This is a genomic window from Arthrobacter sp. PsM3 (genome assembly GCF_030433895.1).
Classification (GTDB): domain Bacteria; phylum Actinomycetota; class Actinomycetes; order Actinomycetales; family Micrococcaceae; genus Arthrobacter.
The window spans coordinates 58,089-79,451 of sequence record NZ_JARUXE010000023.1 but is presented as its reverse complement, the minus strand read 5'-3'; the positions used below and the strand labels follow the sequence as shown (position 1 = coordinate 79,451).

At 66.4% G+C, this 21,363-nt stretch carries 19 protein-coding genes; 7 read left to right on the top strand and 12 right to left on the bottom strand.

All coding sequences use genetic code 11. The features are described 5' to 3' along the window. Positions 1–302: 302 nt before the first annotated feature. Positions 303–1,175 carry a sulfurtransferase gene (locus tag QCD75_RS13570; RefSeq protein ID WP_301229431.1) on the bottom strand — a complete coding sequence of 291 codons (873 nt, stop codon included), beginning with the start codon at positions 1,173–1,175 and terminating at the stop codon, positions 303–305. 48 nt (positions 1,176–1,223) lie between these two features. Here QCD75_RS13570 and QCD75_RS13565 point away from each other — a divergent pair, with 48 nt between their 5' ends. Next, a complete protein-coding gene (locus QCD75_RS13565) occupies positions 1,224–2,369 on the top strand; it encodes a PLP-dependent cysteine synthase family protein (protein WP_301229429.1) in 1,146 nt (381 codons plus the stop codon). A gap of 22 nt (positions 2,370–2,391) precedes the next feature. Here QCD75_RS13565 and QCD75_RS13560 read toward each other — a convergent pair whose 3' ends face one another. After that, entirely contained in the window at positions 2,392–3,048 is a 657-nt protein-coding gene (locus tag QCD75_RS13560) for an MBL fold metallo-hydrolase (RefSeq protein ID WP_301229427.1), read from the bottom strand. Positions 3,049–3,151: 103 nt separating this feature from the next. On the opposite strand from QCD75_RS13560, the gene QCD75_RS13555 reads away from it, so the two are divergent. Next, positions 3,152–3,607, top strand: a complete 456-nt coding sequence (locus tag QCD75_RS13555; protein WP_301229437.1) for a Fur family transcriptional regulator — start codon at positions 3,152–3,154, stop codon at positions 3,605–3,607. A gap of 154 nt (positions 3,608–3,761) precedes the next feature. Here the strand turns inward: QCD75_RS13555 and QCD75_RS13550 are convergent, their stop codons facing one another. The 8 genes from QCD75_RS13550 to QCD75_RS13515 form a co-directional block, all read right to left on the bottom strand. Beyond that, positions 3,762–5,387, bottom strand: a complete 1,626-nt coding sequence (locus QCD75_RS13550; protein ID WP_301229425.1) for an MDR family MFS transporter — start codon at positions 5,385–5,387, stop codon at positions 3,762–3,764. Then, positions 5,384–6,013: a TetR/AcrR family transcriptional regulator gene (locus tag QCD75_RS13545; protein ID WP_301229423.1), complete on the bottom strand. Its 630-nt coding sequence runs from the start codon at positions 6,011–6,013 to the stop codon at positions 5,384–5,386. The genes QCD75_RS13550 and QCD75_RS13545 overlap by 4 nt, the downstream gene beginning before the upstream one ends. Before the next feature lie 84 nt (positions 6,014–6,097). After that, positions 6,098–6,988, bottom strand: coding sequence for a metal ABC transporter permease (locus QCD75_RS13540; RefSeq protein ID WP_301229422.1), 891 nt, complete (start codon positions 6,986–6,988; stop codon positions 6,098–6,100). Then, a complete protein-coding gene (locus QCD75_RS13535; RefSeq protein WP_301229420.1) occupies positions 6,989–7,804 on the bottom strand; it encodes a metal ABC transporter ATP-binding protein in 816 nt (271 codons plus the stop codon). It abuts the gene before it with no gap. Between the two features lie 167 nt (positions 7,805–7,971). Beyond that, positions 7,972–8,937 (bottom strand): metal ABC transporter solute-binding protein, Zn/Mn family, encoded by a 966-nt coding sequence (locus QCD75_RS13530; protein ID WP_301229418.1) that lies wholly within the window; start codon positions 8,935–8,937, stop codon positions 7,972–7,974. A gap of 99 nt (positions 8,938–9,036) precedes the next feature. Beyond that, entirely contained in the window at positions 9,037–10,104 is a 1,068-nt protein-coding gene (locus QCD75_RS13525; RefSeq protein ID WP_301229416.1) for a hemolysin family protein, read from the bottom strand. Then, positions 10,101–11,438, bottom strand: coding sequence for a hemolysin family protein (locus QCD75_RS13520; protein WP_301229415.1), 1,338 nt, complete (start codon positions 11,436–11,438; stop codon positions 10,101–10,103). The genes QCD75_RS13525 and QCD75_RS13520 overlap by 4 nt, the downstream gene beginning before the upstream one ends. 343 nt (positions 11,439–11,781) lie before the next feature. Next, positions 11,782–13,269 carry a GuaB1 family IMP dehydrogenase-related protein gene (locus tag QCD75_RS13515; protein ID WP_301229413.1) on the bottom strand — a complete coding sequence of 496 codons (1,488 nt, stop codon included), beginning with the start codon at positions 13,267–13,269 and terminating at the stop codon, positions 11,782–11,784. 371 nt (positions 13,270–13,640) lie between these two features. Here QCD75_RS13515 and QCD75_RS13510 point away from each other — a divergent pair, with 371 nt between their 5' ends. The 5 genes from QCD75_RS13510 to QCD75_RS22380 all read left to right on the top strand — a co-directional run bounded on the left by QCD75_RS13510 (position 13,641) and on the right by QCD75_RS22380 (position 19,963). Then, positions 13,641–17,450: a multifunctional oxoglutarate decarboxylase/oxoglutarate dehydrogenase thiamine pyrophosphate-binding subunit/dihydrolipoyllysine-residue succinyltransferase subunit gene (locus tag QCD75_RS13510; RefSeq protein WP_301229411.1), complete on the top strand. Its 3,810-nt coding sequence runs from the start codon at positions 13,641–13,643 to the stop codon at positions 17,448–17,450. Positions 17,451–17,545: 95 nt separating this feature from the next. Continuing rightward, on the top strand, positions 17,546–18,145 hold the full coding sequence (locus tag QCD75_RS13505; RefSeq protein ID WP_301229409.1) for a GDSL-type esterase/lipase family protein: 600 nt from the start codon (positions 17,546–17,548) through the stop codon (positions 18,143–18,145). Between the two features lie 131 nt (positions 18,146–18,276). Next, complete coding sequence (locus QCD75_RS13500; RefSeq protein WP_301229407.1) at positions 18,277–19,104, top strand: DUF4097 family beta strand repeat-containing protein; 828 nt, start codon at positions 18,277–18,279, stop codon at positions 19,102–19,104. Next, complete coding sequence (locus QCD75_RS13495; RefSeq protein WP_301229405.1) at positions 19,104–19,724, top strand: PadR family transcriptional regulator; 621 nt, start codon at positions 19,104–19,106, stop codon at positions 19,722–19,724. The genes QCD75_RS13500 and QCD75_RS13495 overlap by 1 nt, the downstream gene beginning before the upstream one ends. Positions 19,725–19,888: 164 nt before the next feature. After that, on the top strand, positions 19,889–19,963 hold the full coding sequence (locus QCD75_RS22380) for a 50S ribosomal protein bL37 (RefSeq protein WP_104061284.1): 75 nt from the start codon (positions 19,889–19,891) through the stop codon (positions 19,961–19,963). A gap of 90 nt (positions 19,964–20,053) precedes the next feature. Here the strand turns inward: QCD75_RS22380 and rsrA are convergent, their stop codons facing one another. Together rsrA and QCD75_RS13485 are read right to left on the bottom strand one after the other, a co-directional pair. After that, positions 20,054–20,314, bottom strand: coding sequence for a mycothiol system anti-sigma-R factor (gene rsrA / locus QCD75_RS13490; RefSeq protein ID WP_301229403.1), 261 nt, complete (start codon positions 20,312–20,314; stop codon positions 20,054–20,056). Then, on the bottom strand, positions 20,311–21,132 hold the full coding sequence (locus tag QCD75_RS13485) for a sigma-70 family RNA polymerase sigma factor (protein ID WP_441005485.1): 822 nt from the start codon (positions 21,130–21,132) through the stop codon (positions 20,311–20,313). The genes rsrA and QCD75_RS13485 overlap by 4 nt, the downstream gene beginning before the upstream one ends. Positions 21,133–21,363 lie beyond the last annotated feature (231 nt).

Below are 21,363 nucleotides of genomic sequence, written 5' to 3'. Positions count from 1 at the left end.
AGGTGACCACCCCCACCGGCCACACCTACCAATCCATGGCCCCGCCATTGCCCGGAACACGGCAGGGATCCGTCAGCATGCCAAGTGATTCTGGGCCTTCCGGGGAGGCGGATCCAGCCGGCCGGCAGCACAGGAAGGAACTGCGTTGCCGCAAGAAAGCACTGAGACGTCGACTCTCTGCGCGCAAGCGACCCAGCCAGCTACCTGCGTCAACCCAGCTAGGACAGTCAGCCGCCTAACCCAGCTGGGCCCCGGTTGGTTCGCCGCGGTTCAGCGAGTTCAGCGAGTTCGTGGAGATTCAATTAGCTCGCGGTGGTGCCGTCCGCATACGGGGCAGCCCCGGTCACAACATCGTTCGAGGCGACGTTGGACCATTCCGAGAACGATCCGGGATAGAGCGCCGCAGGGAATCCGGCGATTTCGAGGGCTGCAATTTCGTGGGCCGCCGTGACGCCGGAGCCGCAGTAAACAGCGGTCGGGCGGTCGGGGCGCACCCCGAGTCCGGTGAAGTGTTCGCGCAGCTTCTCGGCCGGCAGGAACCTGCCATCCGGGCCGAGATTGACGGTGGTGGGGGCGCTGACAGCTCCCGGAATATGGCCGGCGCGGGGGTCCACCGGCTCGAATTCTCCGCGGTACCGCTCCCCCGCCCGGGCGTCGAGCAGCAGACCCTGCCGGCCCCAGGAGGCCGCCTGCCAGGCGTCGATCACGGGCATGGCACCGCCCGTCAGCACGACGTCCCCGGGCTCCGCCTGCCGTTCACCGCTTTCGAAGCCGAGGCCCGCTTCACGCCAGGCGGCCAGGCCGCCGTCGAGCAGGTACACCTCGGGAAGTCCGGAGTTCCGCAGCATCCACCACAGCCGGGCTGCGGCCAGATTTCCGCTGTCGTCGTAGGCCACCACGACGTCGCCGCTGCGGATGCCCCAGGCACGGGCGGAAGCCTGGAATCGGTCCAGGGGCGGCAGCGGGTGCCGGCCCCGGCTCGGGTTCGCGGGTCCGGCCAGTTCAGTGGCGAGGTCCACGAAGACCGCCCCGGGAAGGTGTTCCGCGAGGTAATGTCTCCGGCCGTGCGGGTCCCCGAGCGCCCAACGCACATCCAGCAACACCGTCCGCCGGTCGGTTTTGCCGGCGGGGGCCAGCCGGTCCTTCAAGGTGGCGACATCCATGAGCGTCTGCATCCGCCCACTCTATCCATGGGAATCTGCCGCCGCGGGTAGGCTGGTGCGGTGATCAGAGCACGACAGCAGGACCGGGCCTGGGCCGACGAGGCCATCCGCAGAATCAACGCCGAGAACAACAGGTCCGCAGACACCCACCTGTATTCCGTCCCGATTCCGGAGCACTGGGGCGTCCAGCTCTATCTCAAGGACGAGTCAACGCACCGGACCGGGAGCCTTAAGCACCGTCTGGCCCGGTCACTATTCCTCTTTGGGCTGGTCAACGGCTGGATCTGCGAGGGCACCACCATAGTTGAAGCCTCCAGCGGCAGCACGGCCGTGTCGGAAGCCTACTTCGCCCAACTGCTGGGGCTGCCGTTCATTGCGGTGATGGCCCGGACCACCAGCCGGGAGAAGATCGCGCTGATCGAGAAGTTCGGCGGCTCGTGCCTCCTCGTGGACCACGCGTCGGAGGTCTATGCGGCCGCCGCGGAACTCGCACGGCGCACGAACGGCCACTACATGGACCAGTTCACCTACGCCGAACGGGCCACGGACTGGCGCGGCAACAACAACATCGCCGAATCCATCTTCGGCCAGCTTGCCCTGGAAGAGCACCCGATTCCCAGCTGGATTGTGGTGGGCGCCGGCACCGGCGGCACCAGTGCCACCATCGGGCGCTACCTCCGGTACCACCGCCACAACACCCAACTCGCCGTCGTTGATCCGGAGAACTCCGCGTTCTACCCCGGCTGGCTGGAAAGCCGAGGGGCTGCCGCCGGCGGACTTCCAAGCGACACCCCGGAGACAGCCGCCCCGGCCCGGGGAACCGCTGTGGCCGGCGGGGGCCAGCCGTCGCGGATCGAGGGGATCGGCCGGGCGCGGCTCGAACCCAGCTTTGTCCCGGCCGTCATCGACCACATGATCACGGTGCCGGACGGAGCATCGGTGGCCGCGATGCGCCATCTGCACGATTACGCCGGACTGCAGGCCGGCCCGTCCACCGGCACCAACCTGTGGGGTGTCTGGCAGCTCATCGCGGAGATGATGGCCGAGGGGTGCCGCGGCAGCGTCGTGTCGCTGATATGCGACGGCGCGGACCGTTACGCCGGCAATTACTACAACCCGGACTGGCTGCAGACCCAGGGCCTGGATCCCGCACCGCACGAAGAGACCCTCCGGCAGTTCTTCGCCAGCGGGACCTGGCCGTCCTAGGCGTCAAGAGGCGCCCGGGCTCCTAGACCTCGACGCTGTCCCCGCTCGAGAGGTGCCGGTATTCCGTGCCGTACTTGGCGCCGAACCGCGTCACGTGCCCTTCCACCAGCCGGCGCCCGCTCTCGTTGAGCAGTGCGTCATGTATCGGGAACGCCTTTGGGGCGCGGACCCCGATAACAAAGTCGATTACCTCCCCCACCTTGCTCCAGGGTGCGTGGATCGGCACCAGCAGCGTCCGGACATGCACGCCGTCGGGCACGGTGAAGGAATCGCCGGGGTGGTAGACGTTGGAGTCCACGAAGTAGCCGATATTCGCCACGACCGGGATCTGCGGATGGATCAGCGCGTGCTGTCCCCCGAAACTCCGGATGGAGAACCCGGCGGCTTCGAAGTCCTCCCCGGGGGCCACGGTATGGATCCGGGGCCCGGCGCCGGGCGCCTTGTCCCGCAGCTGCGCCGCGACTCCAGCCGGCGCGAAGAGCTGCAGGGCAGTGGCGGCCTCCAGGGCGGCGGTGACGGCGTCGACGTCAACGTGGTCAGGGTGCTCGTGGGTGATCAGCACGGCGTCGGCACCGGCGAGGGCCTGCTCCGTCTCGGAGAAGTTACCCGGGTCGAACACCAGCACCCTCCCGTCCTTCTCGAGCCGGACACAGGCATGGGTGAACTTCGTCAGCAGCATCTGGCCAGCCTAGGGTTCCTCCCCGTCGGTGTCCACGTACCCGGCTGGTAATCTGGGTACCTTGCCACCAACCGAACGAAACCCCAGCGAAGCGAGTTCCACGATGTCCCAGGGCGCCCCAGCCGACGGCAGCCGGACGGCGGTGCCTGCCGCGGCCAAAGAGCAGCGTGTCACGAAGCAGCGCCTCGCGGTCAGCGCGGTCCTGGACGAACTGACGGACTTCGTCAGCACGCAGGAGCTCCACCGCATTCTGCAGGACCGCGGCACGTCGGTGTCCCTCGCGACCTCCTACCGGATCCTGCAGTCCCTCGCGGATGAGGGCCAGGTGGACGTCCTGAGGAATGCCGACGGCGAGGCCGTCTACCGGCGCTGCGCGGTCACCGGCCACCACCACCATCTGCTGTGCCGCAGCTGCGGCAAGGCTGTCGAGGTCGAGGCACCTGCCGTTGAAGCGTGGGCGGCCAGGACCGCAACCGAGCATGGCTTCACCGCGGTGGAACACACCGTCGAGATCTTCGGGCTCTGCCCGGATTGCACGGCCCGGAACACGGGCCGCTAGGCTACTGGGTGCCGGCTACCGGCCCAAGGCCGCTGGCATTCGGTCGCTATCCACTGGCTACCAACCGCCAGCCAACCGGCCACAAGCCAAAAAAGACACCGCGTACAGGCTGCAGTCCCTGCAACCCGCACGCGGTGTCTTTGGTTGTTGCTGGTTACTTCCGCGACCCGGAGGCCGGAGCAAGGGCCTCGTCCTCGGCGTCGTCGGCCGTGATCAGGATGTTGCCCTCCGAAATGGACTCGGACAGAACGTCGTGCTCGATTGCGGTGGCCAGTGGCTTGGGCTTGATGAAGCACATCAGCACGGCGGCCGCCAGCGCCAGCGGAACCATCCAGATGAAGATGGGGGTCAGTGCGTCGTTGTAGGAGGAGATGATGGCCTCCTTGATCGGCGCGGGCAAGTGGCTGACCAGTGCGGGGGTCAGTGAGTTCGACCCTCCGGGCGCGCCGCCGCCTGTGGCCGCGGCCGGCAGCCGCTCGGTGAGCAGTTCGGCAAGCCGGCTCGCGAAGAGGCTTCCGACCACTGCGGATCCAAGGGTGGCGCCGATCTGCCGGAAGAAGTTGTTCGACGCCGTTGCGGTGCCGACTTCGCGAAGCGGGAAGGAGTTCTGCACGATGAGCACCATGATCTGCATGCTCAGGCCCAGCCCCAGGCCCATCACGGCCAGGTAGGCACAAATTTCCCAGAGGGGTGCTTCCGGCTTGAGCGTGGAAAGCAGCACGAGGGCGGTGGCGACCAGCACGCCACCCGCGATCGGCATCCATTTGTAGCGGCCGGTCCGGCTGACCAGCTGTCCGGAAACCACCGAGGCAACCAGCAGGGCACCCATCATCGGGATCATGAGCAGCCCGGATTCGGTGGCGTTGACACTGAAGGCCATCTGGAGATAGGTCGGCAGGTAGCCGATGGCGCCGAACATGGCCACGCCGATCAGCAGGCCGGCGATCGTTGCAAGATTGAAGTTGCGGTCCTTGAACAGGTGCAGCGGAATGATCGGCTCGGCCGTCCGGCGCTCCACCAGGACGAAGGCCACCCCGCTGAGGACCGTCCCGGCGATCAGTCCGAGGATGATCGGGTCGCTCCATTGGTACTTGCCGCCGCCCCAGGTGGCGAACAGTACGAGGCAGGTCGTTGCGATGGCGAGCAGCACCATACCGACGAGGTCCAGGCGCGGTTTGCCGCGGTGCTTGGGCAGCTTCAGGAAGAACACGGCTCCGGCCAGCGCCAGCAGGCCCAGCGGGATGTTGATCCAGAACACCCAGCGCCAGCCGGGTCCTTCGGTGAACCAGCCGCCCAGCAGCGGCCCGGCCACGGAGGCAATGGCGAAGACGCCACCCATCATGCCCATGTACTTACCGCGTTCGCGGGGCGGTACGACGTCGGCGATGACGGCCTGGGACAGGATCATCAGCCCGCCGCCGCCAAGGCCCTGGACAACGCGGGCTGTGATCAGCACACCCATGTCGTTTGCCAGGCCGCCGATGACGGACCCGATCATAAACAGGATAATGGCGCCCATCAGCAGGGCCTTGCGCCCCATCAGGTCGCCCAGTTTGCCGTAGATGGGCATGGTGATCGTGGAGGCGAGAATGAAGGCGGTGATGACCCAGAGCATGTCGCTGACTCCGTGGAGTTCGCCGACGATCGTGGGCAGTGCCGTGCTGAGCACGGTCTGGTTCAGTGCGGCCAGAAGCATCGAGAGCATGAGGCCCACGAAGAGCAGCACCATGTGCTGCTCTCCTTCGGCCGGTCCCGCGGCGGAGACGGCTTGCTTGGTCATGAAATTTTCCTTAGTAAATCGTGGAGAAGGGTCAACGACGGTCCGAGGGTCTCCGCGGAGATTCCCTCGACCGGGTCGAAGTCAGCTGAAGTGATGTTGAAGCGGATGGGAACGCCGGCGATCATGACCAGCATCCGCGCGGCTTCCTCCGGGCCGAAGCCTTCGGCGCCCGCGGCCCACACGGGATCCTGCGCCAGCAGGCCGGAGATCCCTTGGGAGACGAGCCGCTCCGCTTTGACCATGTAGTCCATATGGCGGCGGGCCAGATTGGGATACCGCGCAATCAGTTGGCGGCGCCTGGCACGGTCCGTGCCGCCGATCGCAGTCCAGGCCACGGTCACCAGGAGACGCGAGATCTGCCCCACCAGGTCATCCGCCGTGACGGAGATGCGGGACAGCTGCGCCGGCTCCAGGACCGGTTCGCGCAGCCCCAGAATGGCGTCTTCCTTCACATGGAAATAGTTGAAGAACGTCCGCGGCGAGACGCCGGCGCTGGCGGCGATAGCCTCGACCGTGGTCTCGTCAACGCCGTGCTGAAGGGCAAGGGATGCAGCCGATTCGTGAAGCGCCCCCCACGTCTCAGCCTTCTTGCGCTCACGCAGGGGCAGCGGAGCAGCAGTAGTCATGCCTTGAATAATTGCACGACTGCAATGATTGCGCAAATGCATACTTGCAGTGATGCATGTTTGCCGGACTGCGCCGTCGGCGGCTCAGGCCGCCGGCACCGCGGCACCGCGCAGAACCCGGCCGTTCATGCCGCGCCTGGCCCGGACCCCGCCGATCAGCCGGCACACGACGTAGATCAGGAACGACAGCGTGGTCACGTACGGGCTGATCGGGATCCGGCCGCCGAGGGCCAGCAGGATGCCGCCGACAGTGGCCGTCATGGCGAAGACCACACTGAGAATCACCACCAGCCGGGGTGAGGACGTCACCCGCATGGCCGCCGCCGCGGGGGTGATCAGCAGCGCCAGCACCAGAAGGGCACCCACAATCTGGATGGAGAGGGCAACGCTGACGCCGAGCAGCAGCATGAACCCGATGGCCAGTGCCCGCACTGGCACGCCGCGGGCCGACGCGACGTCGGGGTCCACGCTGGCGAACGTCAGCGGACGCCAGATCGCCACCAGGGCAATCATCACGACGACGGCGGCGACCGCGAGCACCTGGAGCTGGACGGTTCCGACGGAGACAATCTGGCCGGTGAGCAGGCCGAATTTATTGGCGGCGCGCCCCTCATACAGGGAGAGGAACAGGATACCCAGTCCCAGCCCGAAGGGCATGATGACGCCGATGATCGAGTTCTTGTCCCGGGCGCGGACGCCGAGCAGCCCCAGCAGCAGCGCCGCCACGACGGATCCCACCAGGGAGCCCAGGACAATGTCCGCCCCGATCAGGAGGGCAAAGGCAGCGCCGGCGAACGAGAGTTCGGAGATGCCGTGCACGGCAAACGCCAGGTCCCGCTTCATCACGAACGTTCCCATCAGCCCGCCCAGCAGGCCAAGAACCGCGCCGGCCCAGAGGGAATTCCGGACCAGGGCGAGCAGTTCGCCGTAGTTTTCGAAATTGAAGATTGAATTGACCAGGCTGTCCAGGTCCATCTAGCCCACCTCCCCCGCCACGGCGTGGGCGTCCTCGTGGTGATGGGTGGCAGCGTCGGGCAGCCCGACGACGATCAGCCGTCCGTTCGCGTGGAGCACTTCGACGTGGCTGTCGTAGAGATCGGACAGAACCTCGGTGGTCATGACTTCCTCCGGCGGGCCCACCCGGAAGCGTCCGCCGGCCAGGTACAGCACCCGGTCCACGTAGTCCATGATCGGATTGATCTCGTGCGTGACAAACACCACAGCACTGTCCCGGTCGTGGCACTGCTTGTTGATCAGCGCGCTGACCGCCTGCTGGTGCTGCAGGTCAAGGGACAGCAGGGGTTCGTCGCAAAGCAGCACCTTGGGGTCGGTGGCAAGCGCCTGCGCAACCCGCAACCGCTGCTGCTCGCCGCCGGAAAGCTGGCCGACGGGGACCTTCGCGTAGTCAGCGGCTCCCACCTGGTCGAGCAGCTCATCGATTCTGCGGTTCACTTTGGCCGTGCCGAGCCGGATTCCCCAGCGGTGGCCATCGACACCCAGCCCCACCAGGTCGCGGGCGCGCAGCGGGGTGTCAGGGTCGAACGACTTCTGCTGCGGAACATAGCCGATCCCCCGGCTGCCGCGCTCCACGGGCCGCCCCGCGAGCGTGGCCGAGCCGGAGCTCAGCTCCTGCAGTCCAAGGAGGACCTTGAGGAACGTCGTCTTGCCACTCCCATTGGGGCCAAGGACAGCGAAGAATTCACCCGGGTTGATGTCCAGATCCAGGCCCTCCCACAAAGTCCGTTTACCGAACGCGAGGGAGGCTCCACGGAGGCTCACTACGGGTGTCACTTTGGGTTTCCTCGAATTCTGCGCGGGCTCTCGGCCCGCGCCCTCTGCCTGGCTCTCCGCCCGGGCTGGCTGGCCATGCGGCCTGGTCACGCTGTCCCGATCATCTTAGGCCCGGCGTGCGTCCGCCGGGCCGACATCGGCGATGTTGTCGGTGGGATGGTGCAGCCTCAGGCCAGGGCCTTGCCGATGTTGTCGACATTGTCCGCCATCCACTGGAGGTAGGACTTGCCGTCGGGAAGGGTCTCGCTGAAGTTCACCACCGGAACCCCGGCAGATGCCGCGGCGTTCTTGACTGCGATCGTTTGCGGGCCTTCCGTTTGGGGGTTGTAGGCCAGAAGCCTGATGCTGCCCGACGCCATGAGGTCGGTGGCGGCCTTGAGGACGGCGGGCGGCACGTCGGTGTCTTCTTCGATCGCGGCGGTGTACCCGTCCGGGGTCTGGTTTTTCAGGCCGGCGGCATCGAGCAGATAGAGCGGCACGGGTTCCGTCACGGCGACGGACGCCCCGCCGGCGGACGCCCTGATACCCGCCAGCTTCGCTTCGAGGCCGCCGAGCGAATCCTTGAACGCCGCCGCGTTGCTGCGGAAGGTCCCGGCCGACGACGGCTCAAGTTCACCGAGCCTGGCCGCGACGGCGTCAGCCAGGCGCCCCATGGCGGGCAGGCTGTACCAGATGTGCTCGTTGAAGCCGGCAGGGCCGTGGGAGTCCCCGCCGGCATCGGCGGTGGCGGACGGACCGGCAGTTCCTTCCGGAGCCAGCCCGGAGAGCTCCACGGCATTGAGGACCTTGCTCTGGTCCAGCCCCGTGTCGTCTGCAAGTTTGTGGATGAAGTCGTCATAGCCGCCGCCGTTCTCCACCACCAGCTCGGCTTTGGACACCGCCAGCTTGTCCTGCGTGGTTGCCTCGTAGGAGTGTGGGTCCTGGCTGGTGCGCGTGATGATGGAGTTGACTTTTACCTTGTCTCCGCCGATGGCGGCCACGATGTCCCCGTAAACGCTGGTGGAGGCCACAACGTCCACGGTCCCGTCGCCGTTGCTCCCCTGCGGGTTTCCCGAGGTCGGTGCGCAGGCCGTCAGGAGCACGCTCAGGCCGGCAAGAGCGGCGACGATGGGACGGGCAGCAGGACGACGCACGGGAGACCTCGGATCTGTTATTGAGAATCAGGAGCAATAGCAACAGCTCCGAGTGTAGCCCTAAATAGGAATGATTCCTATTTAGGGCTACACCGGACGCTACTGCTGGTCCTGGCCGAGCCTCCGGTAGCCGGTGGCCTGGGTGGCGTCCCTGATCTCCCCGACGAGTTCCTCGATCACATCCTCCAGGAACAGCACACCCTGGGTTTTTCCGTCCGGGCCGATGACGCGGGCCAGGTGCGAGCCGGTCCGCTGCATCACGGACATGGCCTTCTCGACCTCGTCATCCATGGACAGGTTCGCCAGGGACCGGATATGGCTTTCGGCGATCGGCTGGTGGTAGGCCGCATCCGGGATGGACAGCACGTCCTTGATGTGGAGGTAGCCGGAGAGCATCCCGTCCTCGTCCAGCATCGGGAAGCGTGAGAACCCAGTGCGGCTCACGGCCTTTTCGAACTCCACCGGCGTGGTGGCCGACTTCAGCATCACGAGCTTGTCCAGCGGGACCATCACCCGGGAGGCGGTATGTTCCGAGAATTCGAGGGCGCCGGTGATCAGGCCGGCGTCGTCGTCCACGAGCCCGTGGCGGGTAGATTCCTGCACGATCGACTGCACTTCCTCCAAGGTAAAGGAGGACGTGACCTCATCCTTGGGCTCGATCCGCATCAGTTTCAGGATGTGGTTCGCGGACCAGTTGAGAGCAACAATCACCGGCTTCACCGCGCGGGCGATGAACATCAGCGGCGGCGCCAGCAGCAGGGCTGCCTTGTCCGCAACGGACACCGAGATGTTCTTCGGAACCATCTCGCCGATGGTGACATGCAGGAACGTGACCGTCAGCAGCGCGACGGCGAACGCCGCAATGTCCGCTATTTCCACCGAAACGCCAACCGCTTCCAGCGGCACCACCATCAAATGATGGATGGCCGGTTCCGCGACCTGCAGGATCAGCAGCGAGCACACGGTGATGCCCAGCTGGGCACAGGCCAGCATCAGGGAGACGTTTTCCATCGCGCGCAGGGTGGTTTGCGCACGCATGGATCCCGCCTCGGCGAGGGGCTCGATCTGGCTCCGGCGCGCGGACATGACGGCGAACTCGGCGGCCACGAAGAAGGCGTTGCCGATCAGCAGTACCACCAGCCAGATAATTCCTACCCAGTCGCTCATTCGGCACCATCCTCGCCGGCGGAGTGGCTTTCACCTGCGACACGGACGGGCCGGAAGCAGATCCGGTCGATCCTGCGCCCGTCCATGCGGGTCACGCTCAGGGTCCCGCCGCCGACGTCGACCATGTCTCCCACGGAAGCAATCCGGCCCAGCTGGCTCATCACGTAGCCTCCGACCGTTTCATAGGCAGACTCGTCGGGAACGGTTAGTCCCGGGATCTGTTCGGAGAGTTCATCGGGGCGCAGCAGGCCGGGGAAATACCAGTCCCCCGAGGCGCTCTGCAGCAGCCCCGGCCGGACCTTGTCGTGTTCATCGGCCACTTCTCCGACAATTTCCTCCACCAGATCCTCCAGGGTGGCGATGCCGGCGGTTCCGCCGTACTCGTCCAGGACCACGGCGAGCTGCAGGTTGCCTTCGCGCAATTCCGCCAGCAGGGCGTCCAGGTGGATGGTTTCCGGAACGCGGAGCACATCGGTCATGATGGCACCGGCCTCCAGCTTGGCGCGCCGGTTCGAGGGAACGGCGATGGCCTTCTTGATGTGCACCACGCCGCGGATGTCGTCCGAGGATTCCCCGATGACCGGGAACCGCGAATAGCCGGTGCGGCGTGCCGCCTCCACAATGTCGGACACCGGCTGGTGGCCGTCGATGGTCTCGACCCGGATGCGTGGCGTCATGACGTCCGCCGCCGTCCGGCCCGAGAACTTCAGTGTCCGGGCGATGAAGTTGGCGGTGCCGGCGTCCAGGGTTCCCATTTGCGCCGAGCGGCGCACAAGGGAGGCCAGTTCGGCCGGAGTCCGCGCACCGGAGATCTCCTCCTTGGCCTCCAGCCCGAAGATATTAAGCACCTTGTTGGAGAAACCGTTGAGCACCACGATGGCCGGTTTGAAGATGGCCGTGAAGACCAACTGCGGGCCTGCCAGGGCCTTGCCGACCTGGAACGACAGCGCAATGGCCATGTTCTTGGGCACCAGCTCGCCGATCAGCATGGACAGGAGCGTGGCGAAGGCCATCGCGAGGATCAGCGACACTGAGGCCACGGCGGCTTCCGGCATACCCAGGGCGCCCAGCGGGCCCTCGAGCAGTTTGCCCACCGATGGCTCCATCACGTAGCCGGTGAGCAGGGTCGTGATGGTGATGCCCAGCTGGCAGCTGGAAAGCTGGGTGGACAGGGACTTGAGGCATTTGAGCAGGGGCGCGGCGGCAGTGTCGCCGTCGTCCACGGCCCGCTGGACCGTGGCCTGGTCAAGGGCAACAAGGGAGAATTCAACAGCGACGAAGAAGCCGGTTCCCAGGATGAGCAGCAGTCCCGCTCCGAGAAGTAGCCACTCCATTAGCGGCCTGCTTCCGGGACAGCGGCGGGGCGAGGAAGCCGGATACCGGGGAACCGCACGGCTGAGGGGTGGAACAGTCCGCCCGGCGGAGGATGGTCGGCCGGGGCCGACCCTGTTTCCTGAAAGGCTCCGGACTGCTGTGCTGCCGGAGAATGATGGGCACGTGAACGGGGTTTGCCGGCTCTTCGGGTGGACTGCGCGGCAACGGTTTCCGTTCCCCGCTGACAGCCCCCAGGCCGGCACCTAGATTTACTGTCCATAAGGAGTTCAGTCTACAGGAGCAGCCGCCGCGGTCCGGCGCCAGGTGACGCCCGACGCCGGCCGCGTCCGCCCGTGGCGCAGCTCACCAGCTCTGCGGGACCGGACGGCCTTCCTCGTAGCCGGCCGCTGACTGGATCCCGGCCACAGCACGTTCCCGGAACGCCGCAAGGTCGGCCGCCCCGGCATAGCTCATGGAACTGCGGAGCCCGGCGGTGATCATGTCCAGCAGGTCCTCGACGCCGGGCCGGGCCGGATCGATGAACATCCGGGAGGTGGAGATGCCTTCCTCGAAGAGGGCCTTGCGGTCCTTCTCGAAGGCGCCCTCGCGCTGGTTGCGGCTTTGGACGGCCCGGGCGGACGCCATGCCGAAGCTTTCCTTGAACATCCGGCCGCCGGCGTCCTGCTGCAGGTCCCCTGGGCTCTCGTGCGTGCCGGCGAACCAGGATCCGATCATGACCTGGCTGGCACCGGCAGCCAGGGCAAGGGCCACGTCGCGCGGATAGCGGACGCCGCCGTCGGCCCAGACCCGCCCGCCGGCAGCCCGCGCGGCGGCCGAGCACTCCAGCACGGCGGAGAACTGCGGCCGGCCCACGGCCGTCATCATGCGCGTGGTGCACATGGCCCCGGGGCCCACCCCCACCTTGACGATGTCCGCCCCGGCCTGGATGAGTTCGCGGGTCGCCTCGGCGGTGACCACGTTGCCTGCCACCACGGGCACTCCGGGGTTAAGGCCTTTCACGGCGGCCAGCGCGTCAAACATCTTCTGCTGGTGGCCGTGCGCGGTATCGAGGACCAGCACGCTGACCCCGGCGGCGAGGAGTTCCGCGGCCCGCCCGGCGACGTCGCCGTTGATCCCGACGGCGGCTGCCACCTTGAGCCTGCCGGAAGGGTCCAGCGAGGGCCGGTACAGCGTCGAGCGCAGGGCCCCCTTCCGGGTGAGCACTCCGGCCAGGACGCCATCACGCTGCACCGGCGCAATGTCGGTCCCGGCAGCGTCCATCGCGTCAAATGCGCGGCGCAGGCCGGCGCTTGATCCGCCGGCGGCCCCGGTGCCGGAGCCGCCGTCGGTGCTGCCGCCCAGCAGGGAAGCGTCAAGCACCAGCGGCTGGTGGCGCATCACCGTGGCGAGCGAGGCGAACCGGTCCTGGCCCTCGCAGTCCGCGGCCCGGACGATGCCGGTCACGGCACCCGAGTCATCCACGACCATGATGGCCCCGTGCGGACGCTTGCCCATCAGGTGCAGGGCGTCGATGACGGTGTCGGCCGGCGAGAGGGTGACCGGGGTTTCCAGGACGGGGTGGCGGGTCTTGATCCAGGCCGTCACGTCCCGGATCACGTCGAGGGGGACATCCTGCGGCAGCACCGCCAGTCCCCCGCGCCGGGCCATGGTCTCGGCCATCCGCTTGCCGGTCACCGCCGTCATGTTGGCCGCCACCAGGGGAATCGCGGAGCCTGTTCCGTCGTCCGCGGCCAGGTCCACATCCAGCCGGGAGGTGACGTCGGAACGGGACGGTACGAGAAAGAGGTCCGAGTAGGTTAGGTCGGTAGTGGGCTCGGTCAGGAAACGCACGGCTGCTCCTTAGGTAGGCATTCCGGTGCTTAACGGGTTCTCAGTGCGAGTCTAGCGAGGCTTCCACGGACCGCGGCACCCGAACGGCCCGGCACACGAGCCGGCGTTCCGCTGCAGTTTCCACTGTCGTTCCACTGCTGTTCCACTCTCGTAGGGATGCCTGCCGGGAGGCCTCCGGGGGCCCGGTGGGGCGCCGTGGCGACGCTTTCAGCCAACTCGATGATTTGAGTCACCCTTATTGGCGGTTTGGCAAGAATCGTCACTAGACTGGCAGAGGTCTGGGTTCACTGGACGCGGAGACTGGTTCAATCGTCGTGCTGAGGCACCGTGAAGCCAGTGGGAATCAAACTCATGGAAGAGGCGTAATTCAAGTGCCAGAGCAGCCTAGCCACCGTCTACCAGAGGAATTTGGCGGAAACGAGTGGCTCGTTGACGAACTGTACGAGCGTTATCAGCAGGACAAGAACACCGTGGATGCCAAGTGGTGGCCCTTGTTCGAATCCTTCGATGCCGGTGACAGTTCCTCCACCAACGGAGCCTCAGGCGCAGCGACAGTTGCGCACCCCACCCGCGAACTTCCCGTTGTAGCCCCGGCTGCCGCGTCGGCAGCGCAGCCGGCCGCGCCCGCCCCGGCAGCAGCCCCTGACCCTGCCCCGACCGCAGCCCCTGCCGCGCCTGCCGCCGCGAAGAAGGCCCCGGCCACCGTCGCCCGCGACGGCTCCAAGACGTCGGAAGCCGGCCCCGGCACTGCGCCGATTCCGGCCCAGCTGCCCAAGAACATCAAGGCCCCCACGGCCCCCGAGGAAGACGTCGTCTCCGTCCTCCGCGGCCCGGCCAAGGCCATCGCCACGAACATGATCACCAGCCTGGAGGTCCCGACCGCCACGAGCGTCCGGGCGATCCCTGCCAAGCTGCTGATCGACAACCGTGTGGTCATCAACTCCAACCTGGCCCGCGCCCGGGGCGGCAAGGTGTCCTTCACGCACCTGATCGGCTACGCCGTCATCCGCGCCCTGGCCCAGTTCCCCTCGATGAACGTCTACTACGACGTCATCGACGGCAAGCCCGTCGCTGTCCAGCCGGCGCACGTGAACTTCGGCATCGCCATCGACATGCCGAAGCCCGACGGCAGCCGCCTGCTGATGGTGCCCAACATCAAGAAGGCAGAGACCCTCAACTTCTCCGAGTTCTGGCACACGTACGAGGACCTGATCAAGCGTGCCCGAGCCGGCAAGCTGACCGCTGACGACCACTCCGGTACCACTGTGTCGTTGACCAACCCGGGCGGCATCGGGACCGTGCACTCCGTGCCGCGCCTGTCCAAGGGCCAGGCCGCCATCATCGGCGTCGGCGCGCTGGACTACCCCGCGGAATTCCAGGGTGCCAGCGCGAAGATCATCGCGCAGAGCGCCATCAGCAAGGTCCTCACGCTGACCTCCACCTATGACCACCGTGTCATCCAGGGTGCCGGCAGCGGCGAGTTCCTGAAGCTCGTGCACCAGCTCCTGCTCGGCGCGCAGAACTTCTACGACGAGATCTTCGAGTCCCTGCGCATCCCGTACGAGCCTGTGCGCTGGAGCCCGGACCTGCAGGTGGACCCGGCCGACGAAATCAACAAGGTCGCCCGGATCCAGCAGCTCATCCACGCCTACCGCGTCCGCGGCCACCTCATGGCGGACACCGACCCGCTGGAATACGTCCAGCGCAAGCACCCGGACCTCGACGTCCTGACCTACGGCCTCACGCTGTGGGACCTGGACCGCGAGTGGCCCACCGGCGGCTTCGGCGGCAAGCCGATGCTCGCATTCCGCGACATCCTGGGGGTGCTCCGCGACGCCTACTGCCGCACCACGGGCATCGAATACATGCACATCCAGGACCCGGAAGAGCGCAAGTGGTTCCAGGACCAGATCGAGCACCCGTACTCCAAGCCGAGCCGGGACGAGCAGCTGCGCATCGTTTCCAAGCTCAACGCGGCCGAGGCCTTCGAGACCTTCCTGCAGACGAAGTTCGTCGGCCAGAAGCGCTTCTCGCTCGAGGGCGGCGAGTCCCTGATCCCGCTGCTGGACGCCATTATCTCCGATGCGGCCGACGACGAACTCGACGAAGTGGCGATCGGCATGGCCCACCGCGGCCGGCTGAACGTGCTCACCAACATCGCCGGCAAAACCTACGCCCAGGTCTTCCGTGAATTCGAGGGCACCCAGGACCCTCGCTCCGTGCAGGGCTCCGGCGACGTGAAGTACCACCTCGGCACCGAGGGCACCTTCACGTCGGACAACGGCAAGGAGACCAAGGTCTACCTCGCCGCCAACCCGTCCCACCTCGAGGCCGTGGACTCCGTCCTCGAAGGCATCGTCCGCGCCAAGCAGGACCGCCTGGACCAGGGCGAGGCCTTCCCCGTGCTGCCGATCATGGTGCACGGCGACGCCGCCTTCGCGGGCCAGGGTGTGGTGGCGGAAACGCTCAACCTTTCCCAGCTGCGGGGCTACCGCACCGGCGGCACCATCCACATCGTGGTCAACAACCAGGTCGGCTTCACCACCGCCCCGTCCTCGTCCCGTTCCTCCACCTACTCCACGGACGTCGCCAAGATGATCCAGGCGCCGGTCTTCCACGTGAACGGCGACGACCCCGAGGCCGTGGTCCGCATCGGGCAGCTCGCCTATGAGTTCCGCCAGCGGTTCCACAAGGACGTTGTCATCGACATGGTCTGCTACCGCCGCCGCGGGCACAACGAGGGCGATGACCCCTCGATGACACAGCCGCTGATGTACAACCTCATCGAAGCGAAGCGTTCGGTCCGGAAGCTGTACACCGAATCCCTGATCGGCCGCGGTGACATCACCGAGGAAGAGGCCGAGCAGCTGCTCCGCGACTACCAGGAACGGCTGGAGCGGGTCTTCGCCGAAACCCATGCCGCGCAAACCTCCCCGATTCCGATCATCACGGCGGATCTCGCCGCGGTGTCGGATCTGGAACGTCCGAAAGCCCAGCAGACCGACTCCGGCGTCAGCGCTCCGGCGTCGACGGCGATCTCGGCCGAAATGCTGGCGCGCATCGGCAAGGCCCACGTCGACATCCCCGAGGGCTTCACGGTCCACGCCAAGCTCAAGCAGCTGCTGGAGAAGCGTGAACTGATGTCCCGTGAAGGCGGCATCGACTGGGGCTTCGGCGAGCTCGCCGCATTCGGTTCGCTCATCATGGAAGGCGTACCCGTCCGGCTCGCCGGCCAGGATTCGCGCCGCGGCACCTTCGTGCAGCGCCACGCCGTCTTCCACGACCGCGCCAACGGCGACGAGTGGCTGCCGCTGGCACACCTCTCCGACGACCAGGCCAAGCTGTGGATCTACGACTCCCTGCTGTCGGAATATGCCGCCATGGGCTTCGAGTACGGCTACTCGGTGGAACGCCCCGATGCCCTGGTGCTCTGGGAAGCGCAGTTCGGTGACTTCGTCAACGGTGCGCAGACCATCATCGACGAGTTCATCTCCTCCGCCGAGCAGAAGTGGGGCCAGCGCTCCTCGCTGGTGCTGATGCTGCCGCACGGCTATGAAGGCCAGGGACCGGACCACTCGTCCGCCCGCATCGAGCGCTTCCTGCAGATGTGCGCCGAAGAAAATATGGTCGTGGCCAACCCCACGACCTCGGCGTCGCACTTCCACCTGCTGCGCCGCCAGGCGTACAGCCGGCCGCGCAAGCCGCTCATCGTCTTTACGCCGAAGCAGCTGCTCCGTCTCAAGGCCGCAGCGTCTTCCGTGGAGGACTTCACGACCGGGACCTTCCGGACCGTTATCCCGGAACACGAGCAGCTGCAGGGCGACGCCGTCGAGCGTGTCCTGCTGGTCTCCGGCCGCTTGTACTACGATCTGCTGTCAACCCGGCAGAAGACCGGTGACAAGACCACGGCGATCGTCCGGATCGAGCAGCTTTACCCGCTGCCCGCCGCCGAGATTGCCGCTGAGCTTGCCAAGTACCCGAACGCCGACGTCGTCTGGGCACAGGACGAGCCCGCCAACCAGGGTCCGTGGCCGTTTATCGGCCTGAATCTTCCGGACGCACTGGACCGCAGGGTCCGCCTCGTTTCCCGACCCGCCTCGGCTTCCACCGCGGCAGGATCGATGAAGCGCCACTCGGCGGAGCAGGACGCGCTGCTCAAGCAGGCATTCGCACGTAAGTAAGGTCAGCGCTGCCCGGCCGGAGATTGAAACCCGCAACTCCGGCCGGGCAGCTTTATTTAACCGTTTGTTGGACGCTCTGGATTGAAGAGGTAGTCGTGGAAGATCGAAAGCTGCGGATCGCAGCCGTTGGCGATGAACTGCTGGCCGGCCTGGGTGATCCCCGCGCGCTGGGCTGGCTGGGGCGGGTGCTGGCGCGCACGCCCCAGGACGGACTGTCCCTGGAATGCTATCCCCTTCCCTGCCCGCAGGAGGGCACGGAAGGCCTGGCTGCCCGCTGGCTAGAGGAAGCCGGCCGCCGCTTCAACAACCAGCACGAGAACCGGCTGGTGATCGGGCTCTCCAGCCGCGATGTCGAGTTCGGGCTCTCCACGGCCCGCAGCCGGCTCAACCTCGCCAACATCCTCGACTCGGCCTCGCAGAACAGGATTGAGGTCTTCGTCGTGGGGCCGCCCCCGACCCTGGATCCGGCCCAGAACCGCAGGATCGGTGAACTCAACACGGCCTTCGCCGATGTCACCACCCGGCGCAAGCACCTCTACGTCGACACCTTCTCGCCGCTGCTGAACCATGAGCAGTGGCGCCAGGACCTTGCGGCCAACGGGGGCACGCCCGGCCAGGCGGGCTTCGGACTGATGGCGTGGCTTGTCCTGCACCGCGGCTGGTTCCAGTGGCTGAGGATCGACGCCCCCGAGTAAAACCGTCCGGCAGGCTCCCCCGGGCAATTCGCGATATATCTTGACTGCGCCCAACTGGCGATATATCGTGACTTCAATAGTCGCGATATATCGCAACCGTTCGCATGAAGCATCGCCTTCCCGGAGGAACCATGACAGAGAACAACTGGACCGTCACCGGTCCGCAGACCATCGACGTCGACGGCGTCACCTCGCTCAAGCTCGGCATCGTCCGGGGGCGCTTCGATATCGTTGCGCATGATGATGCTGTGGCGCGGATCGAAGTCTCCGAGGTCCACGGGGACCCGCTCGCGATCAGCCTGGTCAACGGGCGTCTGGAGGTCCGTCACCAGCTGCACGGCCCGCAGGGCTGGTTCAAGAACCTCATGGGCACCGTCCATAACAGCAGCAGCAATTCCGTGGTCATCAGCATCGCCCTGCCGCGCGGCGTCGAGATCGAGGCCGGCACCGTCAGCGGCGACGGCATGGTCTCCGGGATCAGCGGGCAGACCCGGCTGAACACGGTCTCCGGCTCTGTGCTGGCCGACGGCACGTCCGGGAATTTGTCCGTCAACACTGTCAGCGGCGAAGTGATCGCCCGCAACCACCACGGAGTGCTGACGGCCAAAAGCGTCTCGGGCGAGGTCACCGCCTCCGGCGACTTCAGCAACATCCGCGCGAACACCGTCAGCGGAGATCTCAGTTTCGACCTGCACAGCTTCACCCAGGATTTTGGCGCCAATTCCGTCTCGGGTGATGTGACCATCCGCCTCCCGCACGACGTCGGCGTGGACATCATCGCCAAGTCCGCCAGCGGCGCCGTTGTCATTGACGACCAGAGGTACAACCAGCCCGGCGGCACCGTGCAGACCATTGCCGGACCCGACACCCAGCTCATGCTGGTCCGGACCAACTCCGTCTCGGGGAAGACCTCGATCTTCCACGGCCGGCCGGGCGCGGACCCCCACCAGGGGCCCTGATGCCTCCGGTCTTTGCCCACGGGGCGCTCCGGCTCTATCTGCTCGCACTGCTGGAGACGGGTCCGAAGCACGGCTACGAACTCATCAAGGCACTCAGCGAACGTTTCGGCGGGACCTACTCCCCCAGTGCCGGCACCATCTATCCGCGGCTCGGCAAGCTTGAGGAGGAAGGGCTCGTCGCCACCCACACCGAAGGCAGGCGGACCTACTACAGCATCACCCCGGCTGGACTCGTGGAGCTGAACAACCGGCGTGACGAACTTGCCGGCGTCGAAAACGACATCTCCGCGTCAGTGCGGCGGCTCGCTGACAACCTGCGGCAGGACATCAAAGTCAACATGCGCGGACTGCGGGCCGACCTCGCCGCAACGGCCGAGGCCGCCCGGTCCTCGGCCCGGGCCGCCGGCTCGACGGTCGCCTCGCTGGCAGGCCAGCGGTACTCGCAGGAGAGCGATGGCCGGCTCCGGGAGGCAGAGATGCTTGTGCAGGCCTTCCGCGACGACATCCGAGTGGAACTGCGCCGCCACGGCGGCCGGCATCCGATCACCCCGGTGACACTGGAAACAGTCAAGACGGTACTGGACCAGGCCCGGATCTCCATCCGGAATTCCCTGGAGTAATTCACCCGCCGTGGCTGCCCCCGTGCTTGTCCCTGATTTTCCCCGGTTGTCCCCCTGGTTGTCCCTCTGGGGGGATTCCCGCCCACGCCGGTTCGCGGCGGGTGCCCTGATGTGGGAGACTTGAGGGCAGCTCTTTTGAGTACCAAAAATTAAGGAGGCCAGCTATGAGCAAGCGTGCACGTAAACGTCGTGACCGTAAGCGTGGCGGCGCGAACCACGGCAAGCGCCCCAACGCCTAAGCAAAGCTTGGAATGACGAATGACCCCGGAAACCTCACGGTTTCCGGGGTCATTCGTTTGGGACCTTGAAGCTGGGGCGCCGCGGGCGCGTCAGGCCTCGACCGGGTTGCTGGAGTGGATCCGGTCCAGGATCGCATTCTTCAGGTTCGCCGGGGCGGCCTCGGTGCAGGAACGCTTCACCATGACGCGGATCACACATTCGAGGTCGTACTGCTCAAAGCATTCCGGGCACCCGTCCAGGTGGGCCTTGATCTCGGCGATGTCATCGTGGGTGAGGGCGCCATCGAGATACTCGTAGATCCGTTGCATCCGGGCGTCGTCGCAGTCGCCCAGTCCCTGGCAGTCGCTCATTTCCTGTTCTCCTGTTTGTTGCTTCCGGCCGCTGTGGTGGCGTCTGCGGCCCTGAATCCGCGCTCGGCGGCATAGTCGGCGAGCATGTCCCGCAGCATCTTCCGGCCCCGGTGCAGCCGGGACATGACGGTCCCGATCGGGGTGTTCATAATGTCTGAAATTTCCTTGTAGGCGAATCCCTCGACGTCGGCGAAGTAAACCGCCAACCGGAATTCCTCCGGAATGGCCTGCAGGGCCCGCTTCACGTCCGAATCCGGCAGGTGGTCCAGCGCCTCGGCCTCCGCCGAACGGAGTCCGGACGAGGTGTGCGACTCCGCCCGGGCGAGCTGCCAGTCCTCGATGGTGTCCGAGTTCGACTGCAGCGGCTCGCGTTGCCGCTTGCGGTAGAGGTTGATGTAAGTGTTGGTCAGGATGCGGTACAACCAGGCTTTTAGGTTGGTTCCCGGCTTGTACTGGTGGAAGGCGGAGAACGCCTTCGTGTAGGCCTCCTGGACCAGGTCCTCGGCATCAGCGGGATTCCGGGCCATCCGCATGGCTGCGGAGTACAACTGGTCCACATACTGCATGGCATCGCGTTCGAACCGTACCCGGCGTTCCTCGGGGGTTTCGGTCCCGACGTCCAGCGCCTGGCCGTCCACGATCGTCTCCTGGGCGGCGGCATCCCGCGCCGCGTCCGTGCCGGCGGCCCGGACCGCGCCAGGTTCCAGGGCAGGATCGGAAAGTGCGCCGGCGGGGCCGGCAGCAGATGACTTGGCGGGCGTGGCGCCGTTTCCGGCTGCCTCGTGCATGGCCGCAACGGCCGGGTCCATGGTGCTCATTGCCTTCAAGTCTACTGTCACCTTCCGGCGGGCGTCCGTCATTGCCGGCACCATTCCCTGCTGCAGGGCCGCAGTCCATGCCGGGAGTTGCCCCGTGTCCAGCACGTGAATGTCCTTTACGGGAATGTCCCTCACCAGAATCAAATCTCCGCCTTCCTGCGCCACGCCGAAGTAGTCCAGCCGTGCCGCTGTGTTCCAGCCCGCCGTCCGGGCTGATCTGAGCCAGAATCC

Bases quoted from the DNA above. Each gene is read 5' to 3' on its own strand.
- QCD75_RS13570 (WP_301229431.1), bottom strand. From the start codon at position 1,175: ATGCAGACGCTCATGGATGTCGCCACCTTGAAGGACCGGCTGGCCCCC.
- QCD75_RS13560 (WP_301229427.1), bottom strand. From the start codon at position 3,048: ATGCTGCTGACGAAGTTCACCCATGCCTGTGTCCGGCTCGAGAAGGAC.
- QCD75_RS13555 (WP_301229437.1), top strand. From the start codon at position 3,152: ATGTCCCAGGGCGCCCCAGCCGACGGCAGCCGGACGGCGGTGCCTGCC.
- QCD75_RS13550 (WP_301229425.1), bottom strand. From the start codon at position 5,387: ATGACCAAGCAAGCCGTCTCCGCCGCGGGACCGGCCGAAGGAGAGCAG.
- QCD75_RS13545 (WP_301229423.1), bottom strand. From the start codon at position 6,013: ATGACTACTGCTGCTCCGCTGCCCCTGCGTGAGCGCAAGAAGGCTGAG.
- QCD75_RS13540 (WP_301229422.1), bottom strand. From the start codon at position 6,988: ATGGACCTGGACAGCCTGGTCAATTCAATCTTCAATTTCGAAAACTAC.
- QCD75_RS13525 (WP_301229416.1), bottom strand. From the start codon at position 10,104: ATGAGCGACTGGGTAGGAATTATCTGGCTGGTGGTACTGCTGATCGGC.
- QCD75_RS13520 (WP_301229415.1), bottom strand. From the start codon at position 11,438: ATGGAGTGGCTACTTCTCGGAGCGGGACTGCTGCTCATCCTGGGAACC.
- QCD75_RS13500 (WP_301229407.1), top strand. From the start codon at position 18,277: ATGACAGAGAACAACTGGACCGTCACCGGTCCGCAGACCATCGACGTC.
- QCD75_RS13495 (WP_301229405.1), top strand. From the start codon at position 19,104: ATGCCTCCGGTCTTTGCCCACGGGGCGCTCCGGCTCTATCTGCTCGCA.
- rsrA (WP_301229403.1), bottom strand. From the start codon at position 20,314: ATGAGCGACTGCCAGGGACTGGGCGACTGCGACGACGCCCGGATGCAA.
- QCD75_RS13485 (WP_441005485.1), bottom strand. From the start codon at position 21,132: ATGAGCACCATGGACCCGGCCGTTGCGGCCATGCACGAGGCAGCCGGA.